A 15,762-nucleotide genomic window follows, 5' to 3' on the forward strand; every position below is an offset into this window, starting at 1 on the left:
GCAGCTCCACCATGGCCAGAGTTTGCATAATTACCACTGTTCGGGATCCAGGCGTGTGCTTGGAGTCGTTCATTCGCTATCACCTTGCCCTTGGAATTGCCCATATTTATATCTTCTTTGACGATCCAGAGGATCCCGCTATTCAGGTGGCACTTCAGTTTTCCGATGTAACGGCTATTCCCAACGATGAAGCTTTGCAAGTCCAACAAGCATTGGGGAATGTTCTCTACCCAAAATATGGCCCTCATGTTGGCTATGAGGTCATGGCTCGCCAGATCCTTAACGTAGAAACTGCTATACAACTTGCCCTGGATCAGGGCATGGACTGGATTCTTCATATTGATGGAGATGAGCTTTTTTATCCTGGCCAGATGATGGCTTTGGATTGGTTTGATCAAGTAAGCGACGATATATTCCAGGTTACGTTCCTAAACCACGAAGCAGCTCCTGAAGTATTTGAAGTCGAGGACTATTTTCGCGATGTCACTCTATTTAAGAAAAACCCTGCTGCCTTAGAGCCAGGACTCTGTACTGAGTTTCAGAGAGTTTCCGGCAAGAGTCAATACTTTTTAGCTTATCAAAATGGAAAGTCAGCAGCTCGGATCCATCCCACTCTCTTACCCAATAGCGTACATAGCTTTGATATTCCAGAATGTCATACCTTGGTAACATCATTCCCCTCTATTTTGCACTACTTAAACTGCGGCTTTCAAAACTACTATAAAAAGTATGCTCAACTGGGAAACTTTCCTGACTACTGGTGGCGCTCAAAGTCTAATCCTATTCGGGTTCCCTTTCACTTGGCCTCACGGGACGCTTATTGCTCAGGAGATAGAACTTGCATGGCAGCTCTTTATCAAGAGTTCATACTTTACAGCAGTCCTGAAACCAACCAGAACCTCATCGAAAAGGGTATTCTTACTCGCATCTCCTACCCATCACAGTTACTGTCCTCGCTCTAGTTCACTGGTTTAGCCTAGAGCCCTTGCCTACTCTTGAGGGAGACTGGAGCAACTGAAATAAAAAAGCTCCCCACAGGGAGCCACGGAGTACATAAAGTAGAGATAGAAACTAGTCAAAGACGTTGCAGCTCTTACCAACAAAGGTAGACAGAGAAGTCACAGCTGCCTCCTGTGATCCCAGCCCAATGGTGCACTGAATAGGTTGACCAGAAGCGTTAACGTAGCGGCTTGCACCCGAGACAGCAGTGGTGTTCCAGCGCATCCCCTGAGGCGCAGTACTAGTAATATCGCTGGCCACTGGTGTTTGGTAATTGGGGGCGCTCCAGGGATCATTCATAAACTTATCGCCCCTAGCGCCGCAGGAATCAGCCCCACTAGTGGTAGGACATCCGAACTTAATTCTGGTGTAGCTGTCCGGGTACACGCCAACATCTAGGCGATAGACTTCAGAACCACGACCCACTGCCGTGAGAGCTGCTTGAGCTTCAGCAGTGCGGGAGCGGCGCACTTGGTTTAAGAACTGCGGGATTGCCACTGCAGACAGCACACCCACAATTACAATCACCACCAACAGCTCAATCAGGGTGAAGCCCTTGGCTTTGGAGAGAATTTGCTGAGCCAGTTTGGCCCGCAACAGAGACTGACGAGACTTTGCGCTCATGAGTACCAGATCCTTTAGCAAACTAGAGAGTTAACTGTGCAGCTCACCTGCTAGTGCTAACTTACCCCGCTCAAGGGCGACTCATAACAGCCTGCTCCCTGGCGCAATTGCGGATTTTTGCCAGATGAGCCTGACACAGGTCAGTGGTTTAGCTGAGCCGGCCTCAGCATGGCAGATTGAGACTAGCACTCTTCCTTCAACCTATGAACCCTGCGCTGCAAGCCCGGATCCTGGAAGCCAAGCAACTGTTTCAGCAGTCTCCCGATACCTTTGCGGAGTGGTTGGTTGCTTTTTACCGAGAGCAAGACGCAAAGGATTGGCGGGAGTTCCTGTGGGGTTTCTTTGACCTCTCCTCAGCCAATGATTTGGCTTCCCCCTCTGAGCCAGAGGCAATTACCTTGTCAGCGCTGGAGCAGGCCTTGGCTGCTGGCCAGCTGAGCCTTGCTTACCAGCTCTACACGCCTCTGGTGAGAACAGGGATCCTGTCCCAGGAGAAAGTCTTGGATTTGTTACTATCCCTCGCAGGCCGTCTAGAAAATAGCCCCACGCAGGAGCCGCAGCAGCGTCTTCAGGCTTGTCTAAAGCTGCGGGAGATGGCCTTTGAGCTGGATCCAAGCCGGCGGGACAACACCCAAGTTTTGCTGATGCGGGCCCTGCAAGCTCGGGATGAGCTGGCAGTTGGCTTTTATGGGCAAGCCCTACTGGAGAGCCTAGGCGGCGAGAAGAGCCTCGATATTACTCAGGAGCCACTCCTTACTGAATTGCTCGCGCGGCTATGGGACGATGGCTACCTGAGCTTGTTTTTTGAGGTGGCCACAACTTTACAAGTCTTTCTTCCGGAGGAACAAAGATCTGGATTTGCTGCTTTGCTGGCCCAGCTAGCCAATGCGGTGGATCCCGAGCAGGCGAAGCGCTATGAAGGTTTGTGGACGATAGAGGACTTAATCGGTGACTTTTTTCAGAGGGCAGCCCGCGCCTTCTTCCAGAACTCTACCAGTGATGGCTATTCCATTTTAGGAGAAGCTCTCATCACGGCGGCCGAGAGCTCACAGGTGCAAGAGAACTTTACTCTTCGTCTATCCCTTCTATCAGAATCGATGGAAAAGTTGATCCATGCTGCCCAGCCAGAACGGATAAACCTTGTTATCCAGAAAATTATAGACTTAATTTTATCGAGGGAAGCCGACTTAGGATCACTAAGAATTAACGATGAAAATCTACTCGAGAGTCTAACGATTGCTAAAGCCATCCTGTTTCGAGTTTGCTTTTGCTGGAGCTATCTAACTGATGATCGTTCTCTGATTCGTCGTTACCAGCAGATTGGTGGTAGAATCTTTAACGACTGCCTAAGCTTAATGGCTTCTCAGCGAGACTTTCTTTGGTCGGAATATTGGCAGAGAAACCAGCAAGATTACTGCAGATCCGGTAGAGCTGAGCGCAAGTTGCGAGTAGGCTTTCTGGGTAACTGCTTTCAGCGACATTCGGTTGGCTTTCTCAGTGAGGCTACTCTCAGGAACCTATCTCGCGATCTTCTGGACGTTGTCTACTACTACTACCAGGGGTGGAAAAATGAAGATATGGCCAGTCATGACAATATGTATCAAAAGTTTCGCTCTCACGAAAATCTCCATTTTCGCTTTTTTCCAGGAGAAACCAAGCCGCCTCAAGTAGCTGCTCAAGCGCGTGAGGATCGCATCGATATCATGGTTTTTATGGACTCCCTTACCAGTCACGATGCCAGCATCGTAGCAGCTTTGCGGGCCGCTCCTATCCAAATTGGTTGGCTTGGCGGAGATGCTGTCGGTTTGCCAGAATTTGATTACTTTTTCGCCGATCCCTATGTCCTTCCTGAAGATGCACAGGCCGATTACCATGAAAAAATTATCCGCCTGCCTAGCTACTGTGCTGTGGACTATCTGGACGTCCTGCCCGCTGATAAGATAGATTTCAGAGCTAAGCTGAGAATCGATCCGCAAGATATTGTTCTTCTAACTGCGGCCAGTGCCTACAAGCGCACCCTTGAATGCATTGATGCTCACCTGCAGATTCTAAAAGCCGTACCTAACGGTATCCTAATTGTCAAAGGCTCAGGGGAAATTGCCACAGTTATCAGGCGTTACCAGGAAAGAGCTAAGGAATTGGATGTTTTGGATCGCGTCCGTTTTCTAGCTCAAGCAAGCAGCGTGGAAGAGCACCGGGGCCAACTAGCTTTGGTGGATCTTGTTCTCGATACCTTTCCCTACACAGGTGCAACCCACACTATGGAAGCTCTCTACATGGGTGTGCCAGTTCTTACCTTAGTAGGTCGCCATTACTACGGCCGAATGAGCTACAGTCTGCTAAAAAATATCGGTCTTGAAGATTGTATCACTTGGTCAGTAGAAGAGTTTATCCAACGTGGGATCCAACTGGGCCATGATCCAAAGTGGATTAACCAGATCAAGAGGAATATCAGGGATTCCCGTCGTTGGTCGGTGATTTGGGATCCAAGAGAACATGCTCGCAGCATGGAAGCTGCCTTCTTCCATATTCTAGAAGGTAAATCCCACGAAACTTATACGTTTCACCCCAACGACTTGTACTCAACTCCAGATGAATGGAACCAAGCTGGGATCGAGCTCATTCGATCCCTAAGTGCTGATGCTTCAGTCTCAACACGTCAATCTGCTTGGGAAGAGGCACTATCCCTGTGGCGAAGAAGTTTGGCTAAGGATCCCCGCCATGTTCCCTGCTGGCTAAATCGAATACATGCTCTACTGGTACTGGGCGATCGTCCTCGCGCCTTTGAAGATGCCTACGCTCTACTAGAATTTCTGTGCACAGAAGCGGCAGGTTTACGTCCTTCCAAAGCGATAGATCTCCCCATCTGGGTTGAAAGCGAAGTTTCTGCCCGCCCAAATGCTTACACGAAACACAGTTACCTCTATTATTTAGCCAGATGGATAGCTACTCATATTGGGGTCGTATACAGCCCAGAAGCCATGCGATTTTGGAACCTAACTTATTCGATAGATCCAGATGATGAACAAGCAGCTCTGGCAGTAGCGATTGAGCTTCTCTCGCAGAAAAAGATAGAAGGGCTAATACCAATTAACCATATACTTAGCCTTGATCCAACTCATCGCCAAGCAAGCCTAGTTAGGGAAATTGCACTGTGGGAGGTTGTGTCTCGAGTGCAAACAGCCTCTTTCCCTGCGCAGCCCGATCTCTATTTTGACTACGAAAATTGCAGATTCTCCCTCGAGCCTTCGTTCTCGAGTATCGTCACCCGCGTCCTACTTACTCAAGGAGAATGGTTTGAGGACGAGATTAGCTTCTGCAAGCACTTTTTAAGACCAGGGATGAACGTAATCGATGTAGGGGCAAATGTTGGAGTATATACTTTCCTTGCTGCACATCGGGTAGGCCCTACAGGTAGTGTGATCGCAATTGAGCCTACAACTTCCTGTCTTCAGTGTATGCGAAAGACAATAAGTGCCAGCTCCCTAGAGGATGTTGTCTTCCTCATAGAAGCCGCCGCTGGGGATCATGAAGGCACTGTTCAGTTACAAGAAGAAAGAGCTAGTGTATTCAACTCTATCGGCGATTCAAAGCAAAGGCCGGAACAAGTATCGAATGATGGAAAGGTTGTAAATCTCATTACTCTGAACTCTGTCTGGCGCTCGAGAGGTGAACCCCAGATTGATCTCATCAAGATTGATGCAGAAGGTGCAGAAGAGCAGGTTGTCTCCGGTGGGCTAGAATTACTTGCCGCCGGCCACCCTATCATTATTTTCGAGAACAAACATGTCTCCAAGGTTACCGGAACTGCTACAGCTAAAATACTGGAGCCTTTAGGCTATGAGTTTTATACGTACAATCGTTTCCTGAATAAGCTAACTAGGGTCAGACCTCAGCAATACCCAGTTTCTGCTCTAAACATCATTGCAATTCATCCCTTGGATCTGGAAAAAGTTGCAGACATGATATCGGTTTAGAAAGTTGGATCCGAATTTTGCTCTTTTGCTTGTGTTGAGCAAGGAGCTTTCCAGGGCTGGGTGGTTTCTGTTGTACGAGCAAGTCATTCAACTTTTCTGGGGAACAGAGCTTGCAGTGGGGGTGGGCAATCGTAAGTAGACAGCTCATGCCAAGAAGTCCAACTGACGTCAGACACTGCAGGCGCCGCGAGCAAGCCAATTTGAGCAAATTCAACTAACCGGAAGAGCGTAGCAACTGCATCAGCTGCTGGGGCGTCATCTGCTCGTAGGGCTCAAAGGGCTGGTGGATCCAAGGGTTATCCGGCAAATAGTCCACATAGTAGTCGGGTTGATAGACGGAGGCGGCCTTGTACCACAGTACGCCGGTGCGGATCTCCTCGATGTAGAAGCCGTAGTGGTGCTTGAGCCAGTGGACAGAGCGCTTTAGGGTCATGCCAGAGTCTGCCAGATCGTCCACCAACAGCACGTGGCTGCCCAGGTTGGCGGTGGTCATGGCTAGATCCCGCGAGAAGGTCAGTTGCCCCCGCTGGCGGTTACCGGGCCCAGAGTAGGAAGAGGCTGAGAGAATAGCCAGGGGCAGGTCGAAAAGACGGGCCAAGGTATCGCCGATGCGCAGCCCCCCCTTGGCAATACAGACGATTTGGTTAAATTCCCACCCGCTTTCGTAGACTTTGACGGCCAACTCCTCGATTTTGCGGTGGTAGTCGGCCCAGGTAATGGAAATTTCGTGCAAGGGATCCCCCTCTACCCATCTAGAGTGCTCAGTTTAATAATGACGCTTCTCCCCTCGACTAGGGACTAGCTTTCTTTCAGAGGGATCACCTTCACCCAATGGGCATAGACGGGATCCCGATTTTCGGTGATTGCCGTCAGCTTCTGCCGCAACTGCTCGGTGATAGGGCGGGAGGAGGGCATGATGTATTGCTCAATCTGGCGAATGGGGGTGATCTTGGCAGCAGTGCCGGTTAAAAAGGCCTCGTCGGCGATGAACAGCTCCGATTTGTCAACGGGCCGCTCTTGGGTGGGGATCCCCAGGTCGCGGGCCAGAGTGAGGACGCTGTCGCGGGTGATCCCTTCCAAGATGTCTTGGTCAAAGCCGGGGGTAATCAGCACGCCGTTGCGCACAATAAAAATGTTCATGCCCGAGGCCTCGCTCACCTTGCCTTGTGAGTTCATCAAAATAGCCTCGTCATAGCCGGACTGCACTGCCTCAGTCTTGGCCAGAGAGGAAGTGATGTAGGCGCCGGTGATCTTGCCCCGCAATGGTAGGCTGCGATCCTCTTGCCGGGCCCAAGAGCTGATGCGGCAACTGACCCCCTCCGGCGAGAGATAATCCCCCAATTCTAACCCGTACACGAAAAAGTCTTTCTCGATGTTGTGCAGCCGCGGTGAAATGCCCAAATCGGAGGTGTACACCAAGGGGCGGATGTAGAAAGAAGTGGAGGGCCGATTTTTCTGGATCAGCTCCACAATCACCTGCTCAATCCGTTCAGCGGGGAGATCAAAACAGAGCAGGCGGGCGCTTTGGCTCAGCCGTCGGCAATGGCGATCCAGACGGAACAACAGAACTTGATCCGGGTTTTGCGGGTCTGGGATCCCGCGCAAGCCGCCAAACGCCGCTGTCCCGTAGTGCAGAGCATGGGTGGCAATGGAGATCTTCGCCTCGGCAAAAGGGACAATCTGGCCCTGAAAGTAGGCGTAGGGCAGAAAATCTGGCATGGTCGGCACTCACCGCAGTAGGAATGAGAGGTAGGAATATTATCACCGATTCATGCAGCGCCGGTAGCCCCAACCTTGGAGCTGCACAGGACGCCGACATTGCTTCTCTGCCTGGGGCAGCAGCACTCGAGATGGGTGTAGGTGCATTCCTTCCCTACAGCGGTGTTCTTCAGCCAGTCAGTTTCCGAGAGGGTTGGATTGGAGAAGCAAACAGTTCGTAGCTGAAGAGGGGCCGAGCAACTACACCCTATGACGCAAGGGGGATGAACTCCTTGCGAAGGCAACGGTGCTCCTTGTGGCAAGGCTTCTTTTACTCCAGGGTGGTAGGGTAAGGATGGGGTTACTCAAACAGTTGCAAATGAGACCTGCAAAACTCTCTATTGCTTCCTTACTTTTGCTTGGCATTTTGCCCCTCGGCGGCCCGATGCTACTGGTAGGTGGGAGCATGAAAACTGCTTTTGCCCAATCTTTTGCTCTGGGTATCCCCATTGAGGAAGCCATTCGGATCGCTCGATCTGCCGTGCCCAATGCCGTGATTAAAGAAGTTGAGTTGGAGCGCGAAGATGGGCGCCTAGTTTGGGAAGTGAAATTTACCAACGATATTGAAGTCAAGATCGATGCCACTACCGGTGACATTGTCGATATCGACGACTAGCACTCAGGAGGTGCCCTTGCCTAGGCGGGGGTGAGCGTTGCCGGAAAAGGTTGTAGCTGTTACTGCTTGATGAATGAGAACTGCGAAAGCCGGGGATCCTTTGCATTTTGGGCATGGAGAGGGCGTCATCGATAGTTGACGGATAGCTGAAACCAGTTCGACTGCCGGCCGAGGACAGGTGGCCGAGTCAGTCTGAGCTAGAATGCTGTCTATCCGTCTTGCTGCTCCCCCTGATGGACGACCCCCCTTTAGCCTCGACGGCTGCTTTCCCCAACACCGAGCTTTCGTGGGGAGATGCGTCTCTTAGTCTCCTTTGGGTCATCGGTCTTCTGGTCATCAACGCTTTTTTTGTCGCGGTCGAGTTTTCCTTGGTATCGGCGCGGCGCTCCCGCATGGTGCAGTTGGCCAGCGAAGGGAACCGCCAGGCGGCAATTGTGCAAAAAGCCCAAGAGCAACTGGAATATGCCCTCTCCACCACCCAGTTGGGCATTACCCTGGCCAGTGTATTGCTGGGCTGGATTGGAGCCACCCAAGTTTCGCCCACGCTGTTTTTGGCCTTGAGCCGCTTGGACTGGTTTCAGGGTGTGGATCCGGCCCTTATGCAGGGGGTGGCGGTGGTAGTGGTGTTTTCGCTGCTCACCTATTTTCAGATCGTGGTAGGGGAGCTGATCCCCAAGACTCTGGCCATCCTCTATTCCGAGCCGATTGCGCTGCAACTGGCCTGGCTCAATCGTTTGGTCAGCCGTATCCTAAGACCTTTTGTAGAGCTGCCCCGCTTTTCCTCTCGGTGTGTGCTGCGGCTTTTGGGAGTCCAGATTCCGGAGGCCAGCTCCTTTTACAGCACCATGACGGTGGAGGAGCTGCAACTGTTGATCGCTTCCTCGGTGGAGTCGGGCAACATTGAGGCGGAAGAGCGAGAGCTGTTGAGCAACATCTTCGAGTTTGGCGAGACGGTGGCCAGCGAGGTGATGATCCCGCGTACCAGCATCGACGCTGTGCCGGAAACTGCAACGGTGCAAGAGGTGCTGGCCGAGGTGGCCGAATCAGGACACTCCCGTTACCCGGTCTACGGCGAGTCTTTGGATGACATCCGCGGGCTGATCCACGTCAAGGAAGTTATTGGGGAGCTGGCCAAGGGATCCATCGACCTCCACAGCCCCATCACGCCTTTTATCCGCGAGGCCCACTTTGAGCCGGAGAACAAGCCGATTGCCGAACTGTTGCCCGAAATGAGGCAGCACCACTGGCCGATGGTGGTGGTGGTGGATGAGTTTGGAGGCACAGCGGGCCTGATCACCATTCAAGACTTGGTGGAGGAGATCGTCGGCAAGCTCTCCGATGGCCCGGATCCCAACACCAAGGAGCCGGACATCCAAGAACTTGACGAAAATACCTTGCTCATCCAGGCTCAGCTAGATATTGAAGAGATCAACGAGCGCTGTGGCCTCAACCTGCCCCTGCACGAGGATTACCAAACGCTGGGGGGCTTTTTGATCTACCACATGCAGAAGATCCCACGTGCTGGGGAAAAGTTCACCTACCAAGAGATGGAGTTTCAGGTGGTGCGCATGGAGGGGCCACGGGTGGATCGGGTGAAGGTAGCCCGCCGCCCCGGCACCCCGGCAAACTCCCTACCGCTGCTCCCCTCAGCGCAAACGGCAAAAACCCGTCCATAAGCCCGCTAGGAGAGCATTAGGTCCTTGCCTTGACCACTTTCAGGGTCTGCAGGCGCACATCCTCTGGGCCGTTGATAAAGCCGCCTGCCTCATGCACCAACAGCAGATAGTTCACCGCCTCTTGAGTCACCTCTTCTCCCGGCACCAAAATCGGGATCCCAGGCGGATAGGGGGAAATGATTTCGGCGCAGGTGTGGCCCACTGCTTCTTGGAAAGGCACCCGCTGAATGGGAGCAAAAAAAGCCTCCCGGGGTGATAGCCGTTGTGGTGGCAAGCAAGGACGGGGCAGTTGTGCCAGCCGCTGCATTTTTTCCATTGCCGCTCTGGATGGGCGGGATCCCTGAAAATGTTGCGACAGGGCGGCGAAACTTTCCACCAGGCGGTCAATGTCTCGCTGGGTATTGCCGATGCTGACAATGAAGACCACATTGTGCAGGGTGGACATCTCCGGCTGCACGTGGAAGTGATCGTTAACCCAGTCGTGAGCGTCGAAGCCGAACAACCCCAGCTCTGTCACCGTTACCGTGAGACGGGTGCGGTCGAAATCGAAAAAACCAGGGGTGGAGCCGATACGCTCTGGGCCAAAACAGCGCAAGCCGGGGATGCGGTTGAGACGGGCGCGGGCTTGATCTGCCAAAGCCAAGGCTTGGCCCAGCAGGGCTTCCCCTTCTAAGGCCATCTGCCGCCGCGCCACATCCAGCGACATCATCAGCACATAGCTGGGACTAGTCGATTGCAGCAGTTGCAGGATGTTGCGCACGCGGTTGGGGTCAATGCGGGATCCCTTGAGGTGCAGCATCGAGGCCTGGGTCATGCCGGAGATCACCTTGTGGGTGGACTGCACCACCAGATCGGCTCCGGCTTCTAGGGCCGAGATGGGCAATTGCGGATGAAACCCAAAGTGGGGCCCGTGGGCCTCATCCACCAGCAGCGGCAGGCCGTGGGCATGGGCGATGGCTGCCAGAGATTCCAGGTCGCAGCAAACCCCGTAGTAGGTGGGGCTGACCACCAAAACTCCCTTGGCGTCGGGGTGTTCTGCTAGGGCCCGCTCCAAGCCAGCTGGGGTGATGCCGTGGGCGATGCCCAGCTCAGCGTCGAAATCGGGCTCGATGTAGACGGGTACGGCCCCGGAGAGGATCACCCCGGCAATGGCGGATTTGTGGCAGTTGCGCTGCAACAAGATCTTGTCGCCTGGATCGCACACGGCCATCACCAGTGTTTCCACGCCACAGGTGGAACCGTTGACCAAAAACCAACTGCGATCCGCTCCATAAGCTGCTGCCGCCAGCTCCTGGGCCTCTCGGATCACGCCATCGGGGTCGTGGAGGTTGTCCACCTCTGGAAGCTCGGTCAGATCTGCCCGGAAGACGTTCTCTCCCAAAAAGGTCCGCAAGTCGGCAGGGATCCCACGTCCCTGTTTGTGGCCTGGCGTGTGAAAAGGAGCCTTATCCAAGCTGCAATAGTGGCGGATGGCCTCAAATAGAGGTGCTCGCTCCTGGGCTTTGCGATCCAGCGAGCGCAAATGACGGGAGATTTTGGACAGATTGGACAGAACCACAGACCACTCCTCAACACACCAGGTGGACATTTCTGTGATTATCCATCCCAATGGAGGTTAAGTCCACCGCCGGCCCTTTTCCTGCTAGCCTGGGTTTTCAGGTGGCCTTTCTTCCTCTCCTGTATGTTTGAAAAACTGCCCTTCCCCCTGAGCACTCTCGTGTTGCTGGCCGGCGTTGCCGCCACGGCTTGGGGCTTTGCCCACTACAACGATCCCACCCTCAATCTCATCGGCCTGTTTGCCGGGATCCCCTTGCTGTTGGGAGGGATAACCATGAAGGTAGTGGAACTCAAGCCGGTACCTGCCCTGGCCGCCCCTTCTCTCGAGGTGATCCAAGCCCGCGCCCAGCAGGCCACGGAAATTCAAAAGCAAGTCCGCGCCGATATCACCAAATATAGCTACGGGGCTAATGCCCACCTGGAAGATGCCCTGGAGTTTCTGGGTCTGCGCGGCCCTCTGGAAGCAGATCTGCCCAAGGTGAGAGGGTACAGAGAAGAGCTGCGAGATGGCCGGTATACCTTGGTGCTTCTGTTCGATTCCCCCAAGGTTCCCTTCCAACAATGGCAGGAAAGCTACCAGAAAAAAATGCAAGGCTTCTTTGGCCGAGATGTGGAGGTGCAACTGGGGCAGCCCCAAGAAAATCAGGTGGAGTTGGCACTCATCGCCCGGACGGGATCCCTGACCACCTGAACAGTGTCTCAACCTCATCTGGAATGATCACAGCCGCCCATTTCACGACTTTTTCACAGCTTGACTCTTAAAATGCGTACAGCACACCTAATCTGCTCAGACAACCTGCGTCTTATATCCCCGTGCCCAAAGCAGGGGCTTTACGACGCATTCTAGTAAAGACTCTCCAGCCCATCAGGCTAACTTTGATGGGTCTCAGCCGCTTGATCTTGAATAATCCAGGTACGCAAGATTTGAATTTCGTCAGCGCTCAAGTAACCTAGGCGATCCATGCCAGTGCCGTTGCGACGAATATAGGCCAATTCTGGGGATCCACTGCGTCCGATAAAAGATCCGGGAGACTCTCCCTGGGGATCACTCACAGGAACCCTGGGCGTAGGTTCAGCTCCTTCCCTGCCCTGCGACAACAAACTCAGGGCATCCACTCCCCCCCCATTCAAACGGATCCCTGCAGCTCGCTGGATGACAGCATGACGAGCTAACCAACGCGGTTTGAGCAACTCGCTATTTTCCGATCCCGGCGTTACATAACGCATCACCGCAGCATAACTATCTAAAGGGCTGCGCCGCATCCGACCGGCCTGCTGATGACAACCTACACAACTGGCTTCTAGCAAGGGCTTAATATCTCGCTGGTAACTGTACTGAGGCTCGGTGCGGAAAGTCAATTCTATGGGCTTTTGTAAATCCAGCTCTTTGGCTGCAGGCAAGAGTATTCTGTAATCTGTGCTGTAGCTGAGTAGCTGTAAAGGCTGAAAGATCAGCTCGTTTCCCTGAATGTCAAAGGCCACCTCCACAGGGGGCTGGATCCCGAAGGCTAGACCTGTTATTCCGGCTGGAAGCTGTCGATCAAAACGCAGATGGATATTTTGGTCAATTGGGATCCCTCTTTGGCCATTGGAAGGATTGCTGGAGACCAATGTAATTCCATTTGCAAAGGGAGCAGTAGATTCTACCTGGGCTTGCTGCAGCGGTGCTCGCGGCTGTAAAAGAGCCAACGCATCAGGATAGAAAATGGTATGCTGCTCCAATTGAGCGGGGGAGGGGTTTTGCTGCCAAACGCTGCGAGGCATTCGCACGGTAAATAGAGGGGCTTGCCGATCCCCGGCTTGTCCCAGTACCTCCAAGGTGATCTGCTCCGGCTGCGGTTGCGCTTGGAATTGTTGCGCCAAAGCTCGCCAAACCAGAGGACGTGATTGCTCGACTAGCTGCGAATAGCTCTGACCCTGTACCGGTAGAGAAAGGCGATAGGTTTGTGACCACCCTGCGTCAATCGAAGCCAGCACCCAAGCCAGACCCAAGCTGAGCAATAGGGATCCCAGTCTCACCCAAAATCGGCAAGAAAAGTTTGATCTCAGCATTGAGCCACAGCTTGCCTCACAATCTACTCTTTTGGGAAAGTTGAATAATTGAAATGTCCTTTCATTTTTAGCAAAGCAATGCAACTGATTCAGCTACAGGAAAGCAGCCTTCGTCGGTGAAGAGCTTCCTTTAGTCTTCCAAAATCGTCGGGGTAATTAAGACAACAACTTCACGTCTATCGTTTGTTGTAGTTTGTCTACGAAAGAGAGAACCCAACAGGGGGATTTCAGCAAGAAGGGGGACTTTATCAACAGATACCCGATCCTCCTCTTGTATCAATCCCGCAAGGAATAGTGTTTCTCGATCTTTGAGTCTGGTCTGTAAAGATCCAATAGAACGCTGGTTCAATAAGCTAATCACGCTGCCATCGTCTAAAGTGATTTGGGCGCCGATAGACGAAATCTGTGGAAGAAGATTCAACGTAACGTAGCCATTGTCATCAATCCTAACATTTTGAATAATCAAGTTGACTCCTGCGTTGCCCTTCTCGAAAATAATTGCTGTCTGGCCTGTTGCAGGATCCGTCTGTATTCTCCTGTTGGTAATAACTTCCTGGCCAACTACAATAGACGCACCAGTGTTGTTGGCAACGACTACTTTTGGATCGGCCAATATCTTAGCTGTTCCTGAAGCAATGGCTGCATCTATACGAGCCGCGAGAGATTGCTGGAGCCGATTTAAAGTATTAAATACGAGCGAGCCCCCAGCTACTGGACCTGGATTCGAGCCAACATTAGGAACCGAGGACCCAGCAGGTTGGTTAAGAGGAGTTCCACCAAAGACGGTGTTGTCTCCGGATCCCAGCGCAAAGTTGCCAGAAGCACCGCCTAATGCAACTCCCAGATTAGAGTTGTTATTGAGATTGATTTCAATAAACCTAGCACTAATTAAGACCTGCCGACTTCTTAGATCAATTTGGGCAAGATATGCTGCAATTACATCATGCTGGGTAGGTGTGGCAACAATAGTCAGTGAATTTGTTCTTGGATCCGCTTGAATGGCTGACTCTTGAGCTAAAGGGATATTTGATGCTTCCAGAATGGCCAAAATTCTACTTCTGATTTCGCTCGGCGTGATACTCAATTGTCTGGCATTGATTTCGACTGTTGCCTGTCCGCCTGCAGCACCGGCAGCAGTTAAATTGAAAGTTTGCTCTGTCTCTTCGATTCTCAGTTGATTGAGCCTGTACGTCCTGACGATCTGCTGGCCAACCCCAGGGAGTGTAGTACCAATGAAAACTGTTTGCCCTACGCGAGACGCTTGAAGCTCCTTCAAGCGCAAAATAAAGTTAAATGTTTCTTGTAGAGGTGAGTCAGCTACATCTAGGGAAATCGTCAAGTCCGGAGGCACATCATTGAGAACTACATTAAGCCCAGCTCGACGCACCAGTAGGCTTAACACATCACCTACAGGAGCATCTCTTAAGGTCAAAGTGATCTTGGCATTTGAACCCAAATCCACCGGGGGAGGAGCTGGAATAATACTGCCAACGGCAAGATCTCCAGCCGGGGGAGCCATTGCTTGACCTTGAAACGGAGAAACATCAGGATTGACAACCCCTGGCGGCAGTTGGGGTTGGTTGAGCTGGTCCACAGAAGGCACCTGAGAAATCACGGGTGCAGCAGGAGCAGCAGGTGTGGGAGGAGCCGCTTGAGCGGTCGGCGGAGGGGCAGGGTTTTGAGCGACCGGCTGGGGGGCAGGGGCAGAAGCTGTTGGCTGAGGAGTAGGAGCCGTGGGTTGAGGTCGGGTTGGGGATACCGGTTGACTGGGCACTGCAGCCACTGGAACCGGTGGGGCAGAGGGTAGGCCCTCAAAATCGAAGACCAACTGCGTCGGGCTGCGCCGAGCCAGCAAGCCTTGGGGAGCTGCGGCCACGCCGGCTATTTCTATCCGCACACTGTCATTGCCTAGTTGCTTAGCCTCGATGAAACGCACCCCCGGCAAGGGAGACTCTTGACGATAGCGGCCTTGGCTCCCACTCAATTGAGCATTGGTGATGTCCCCGATCCAAGATTGTCCCTGCTGGGTAAAGAACACCTGTGGACGGGTGCCCCCTTCCGTGCTGATCTCCAACTTCATGCGGTTGCCGTTGGGCAGCAAACGGATATCTGTGATGCGGCTGAGGCGTTGCGGGTTTGCGGAGGTCAACTGCTGAGCGGCTGCCTCATTGACCCGGCTCTCTAAGGCCAATGAGGGTAAAGACAGGATCAAGCTCAACGCACACCCATAAGCAACTCGACGGTTCATCATCCTCACACCTCACTCCTTCACCCAACCGTGTTCTTGCTTAGCCTCGCCACGGGTGCCTTTGGCCTCGTTCACCCCGTGCTTCCCTAATCAAAGCCGAAATCTCGGACTTTGCCACTACCTGTAGCCATTTCGGGAGAAATTTTTCCCAGATCTTCGATTTGGCAACACTATCTGTGCTGCACCGGCGATTGTTCCCGTCTTCTGAAAACCCAAAAGGGGTCCCGCACTGGCAGGATCTCCCCCTGAGCCGAA

11 protein-coding genes are annotated in these 15,762 nt (G+C 52.8%); 5 read left to right on the forward strand and 6 right to left on the reverse strand.

Annotated elements, in window-relative coordinates:
- Positions 1-11 precede the first annotated feature (11 nt).
- On the forward strand, positions 12-962 hold the full coding sequence (locus tag NW816_RS03805) for a glycosyltransferase family 2 protein (RefSeq protein ID WP_414408289.1): 951 nt from the start codon (positions 12-14) through the stop codon (positions 960-962).
- A gap of 109 nt (positions 963-1,071) precedes the next feature.
- On the opposite strand, the gene NW816_RS03810 is transcribed toward NW816_RS03805, so the two are convergent.
- On the reverse strand, positions 1,072-1,623 hold the full coding sequence (locus tag NW816_RS03810) for a type IV pilin protein (protein WP_414408290.1): 552 nt from the start codon (positions 1,621-1,623) through the stop codon (positions 1,072-1,074).
- A gap of 281 nt (positions 1,624-1,904) precedes the next feature.
- On the opposite strand from NW816_RS03810, the gene NW816_RS03815 reads away from it, so the two are divergent.
- Positions 1,905-5,600 (forward strand): FkbM family methyltransferase, encoded by a 3,696-nt coding sequence (locus NW816_RS03815; RefSeq protein ID WP_414408291.1) that lies wholly within the window; start codon positions 1,905-1,907, stop codon positions 5,598-5,600.
- 214 nt (positions 5,601-5,814) lie between these two features.
- On the opposite strand, the gene NW816_RS03820 is transcribed toward NW816_RS03815, so the two are convergent.
- On the reverse strand, positions 5,815-6,333 hold the full coding sequence (locus tag NW816_RS03820; protein ID WP_414329088.1) for a phosphoribosyltransferase: 519 nt from the start codon (positions 6,331-6,333) through the stop codon (positions 5,815-5,817).
- Between the two features lie 65 nt (positions 6,334-6,398).
- Positions 6,399-7,319, reverse strand: coding sequence for a branched-chain amino acid transaminase (locus tag NW816_RS03825; protein WP_414408292.1), 921 nt, complete (start codon positions 7,317-7,319; stop codon positions 6,399-6,401).
- Positions 7,320-7,653: 334 nt separating this feature from the next.
- Here NW816_RS03825 and NW816_RS03830 point away from each other — a divergent pair, with 334 nt between their 5' ends.
- Together NW816_RS03830 and NW816_RS03835 are read left to right on the forward strand one after the other, a co-directional pair.
- Positions 7,654-7,974 (forward strand): PepSY domain-containing protein, encoded by a 321-nt coding sequence (locus tag NW816_RS03830; protein WP_414408293.1) that lies wholly within the window; start codon positions 7,654-7,656, stop codon positions 7,972-7,974.
- A 233-nt stretch (positions 7,975-8,207) separates the two neighbouring features.
- On the forward strand, positions 8,208-9,650 hold the full coding sequence (locus NW816_RS03835) for a hemolysin family protein (RefSeq protein WP_414408294.1): 1,443 nt from the start codon (positions 8,208-8,210) through the stop codon (positions 9,648-9,650).
- Positions 9,651-9,666: 16 nt separating this feature from the next.
- Here the strand turns inward: NW816_RS03835 and NW816_RS03840 are convergent, their stop codons facing one another.
- On the reverse strand, positions 9,667-11,208 hold the full coding sequence (locus NW816_RS03840; RefSeq protein WP_414408295.1) for an aminotransferase class I/II-fold pyridoxal phosphate-dependent enzyme: 1,542 nt from the start codon (positions 11,206-11,208) through the stop codon (positions 9,667-9,669).
- A gap of 123 nt (positions 11,209-11,331) precedes the next feature.
- On the opposite strand from NW816_RS03840, the gene NW816_RS03845 reads away from it, so the two are divergent.
- Positions 11,332-11,898 carry a DUF2854 domain-containing protein gene (locus tag NW816_RS03845; protein WP_414408296.1) on the forward strand — a complete coding sequence of 189 codons (567 nt, stop codon included), beginning with the start codon at positions 11,332-11,334 and terminating at the stop codon, positions 11,896-11,898.
- A 179-nt stretch (positions 11,899-12,077) separates the two neighbouring features.
- Here NW816_RS03845 and NW816_RS03850 read toward each other — a convergent pair whose 3' ends face one another.
- Both NW816_RS03850 and NW816_RS03855 read right to left on the reverse strand, forming a co-directional pair.
- Complete coding sequence (locus NW816_RS03850) at positions 12,078-13,259, reverse strand: Ig-like domain-containing protein (protein ID WP_414408297.1); 1,182 nt, start codon at positions 13,257-13,259, stop codon at positions 12,078-12,080.
- A gap of 130 nt (positions 13,260-13,389) precedes the next feature.
- Positions 13,390-15,510, reverse strand: coding sequence for an AMIN domain-containing protein (locus NW816_RS03855; RefSeq protein ID WP_414408298.1), 2,121 nt, complete (start codon positions 15,508-15,510; stop codon positions 13,390-13,392).
- Positions 15,511-15,762 lie beyond the last annotated feature (252 nt).

The organism is Synechococcus sp. W55.1, from assembly GCF_047461655.1.
GTDB lineage: Bacteria > Cyanobacteriota > Cyanobacteriia > Thermostichales > Thermostichaceae > Thermostichus.

Excerpts from the sequence above, each read along its gene's own strand:
- NW816_RS03805 (WP_414408289.1), top strand. The coding sequence starts at position 12 with ATGGCCAGAGTTTGCATAATTACCACTGTTCGGGATCCAGGCGTGTGC.
- NW816_RS03810 (WP_414408290.1), bottom strand. The coding sequence starts at position 1,623 with ATGAGCGCAAAGTCTCGTCAGTCTCTGTTGCGGGCCAAACTGGCTCAG.
- NW816_RS03825 (WP_414408292.1), bottom strand. The coding sequence starts at position 7,319 with ATGCCAGATTTTCTGCCCTACGCCTACTTTCAGGGCCAGATTGTCCCT.
- NW816_RS03830 (WP_414408293.1), top strand. The coding sequence starts at position 7,654 with ATGGGGTTACTCAAACAGTTGCAAATGAGACCTGCAAAACTCTCTATT.
- NW816_RS03835 (WP_414408294.1), top strand. The coding sequence starts at position 8,208 with ATGGACGACCCCCCTTTAGCCTCGACGGCTGCTTTCCCCAACACCGAG.
- NW816_RS03845 (WP_414408296.1), top strand. The coding sequence starts at position 11,332 with ATGTTTGAAAAACTGCCCTTCCCCCTGAGCACTCTCGTGTTGCTGGCC.
- NW816_RS03850 (WP_414408297.1), bottom strand. The coding sequence starts at position 13,259 with ATGCTGAGATCAAACTTTTCTTGCCGATTTTGGGTGAGACTGGGATCC.
- NW816_RS03855 (WP_414408298.1), bottom strand. The coding sequence starts at position 15,510 with ATGATGAACCGTCGAGTTGCTTATGGGTGTGCGTTGAGCTTGATCCTG.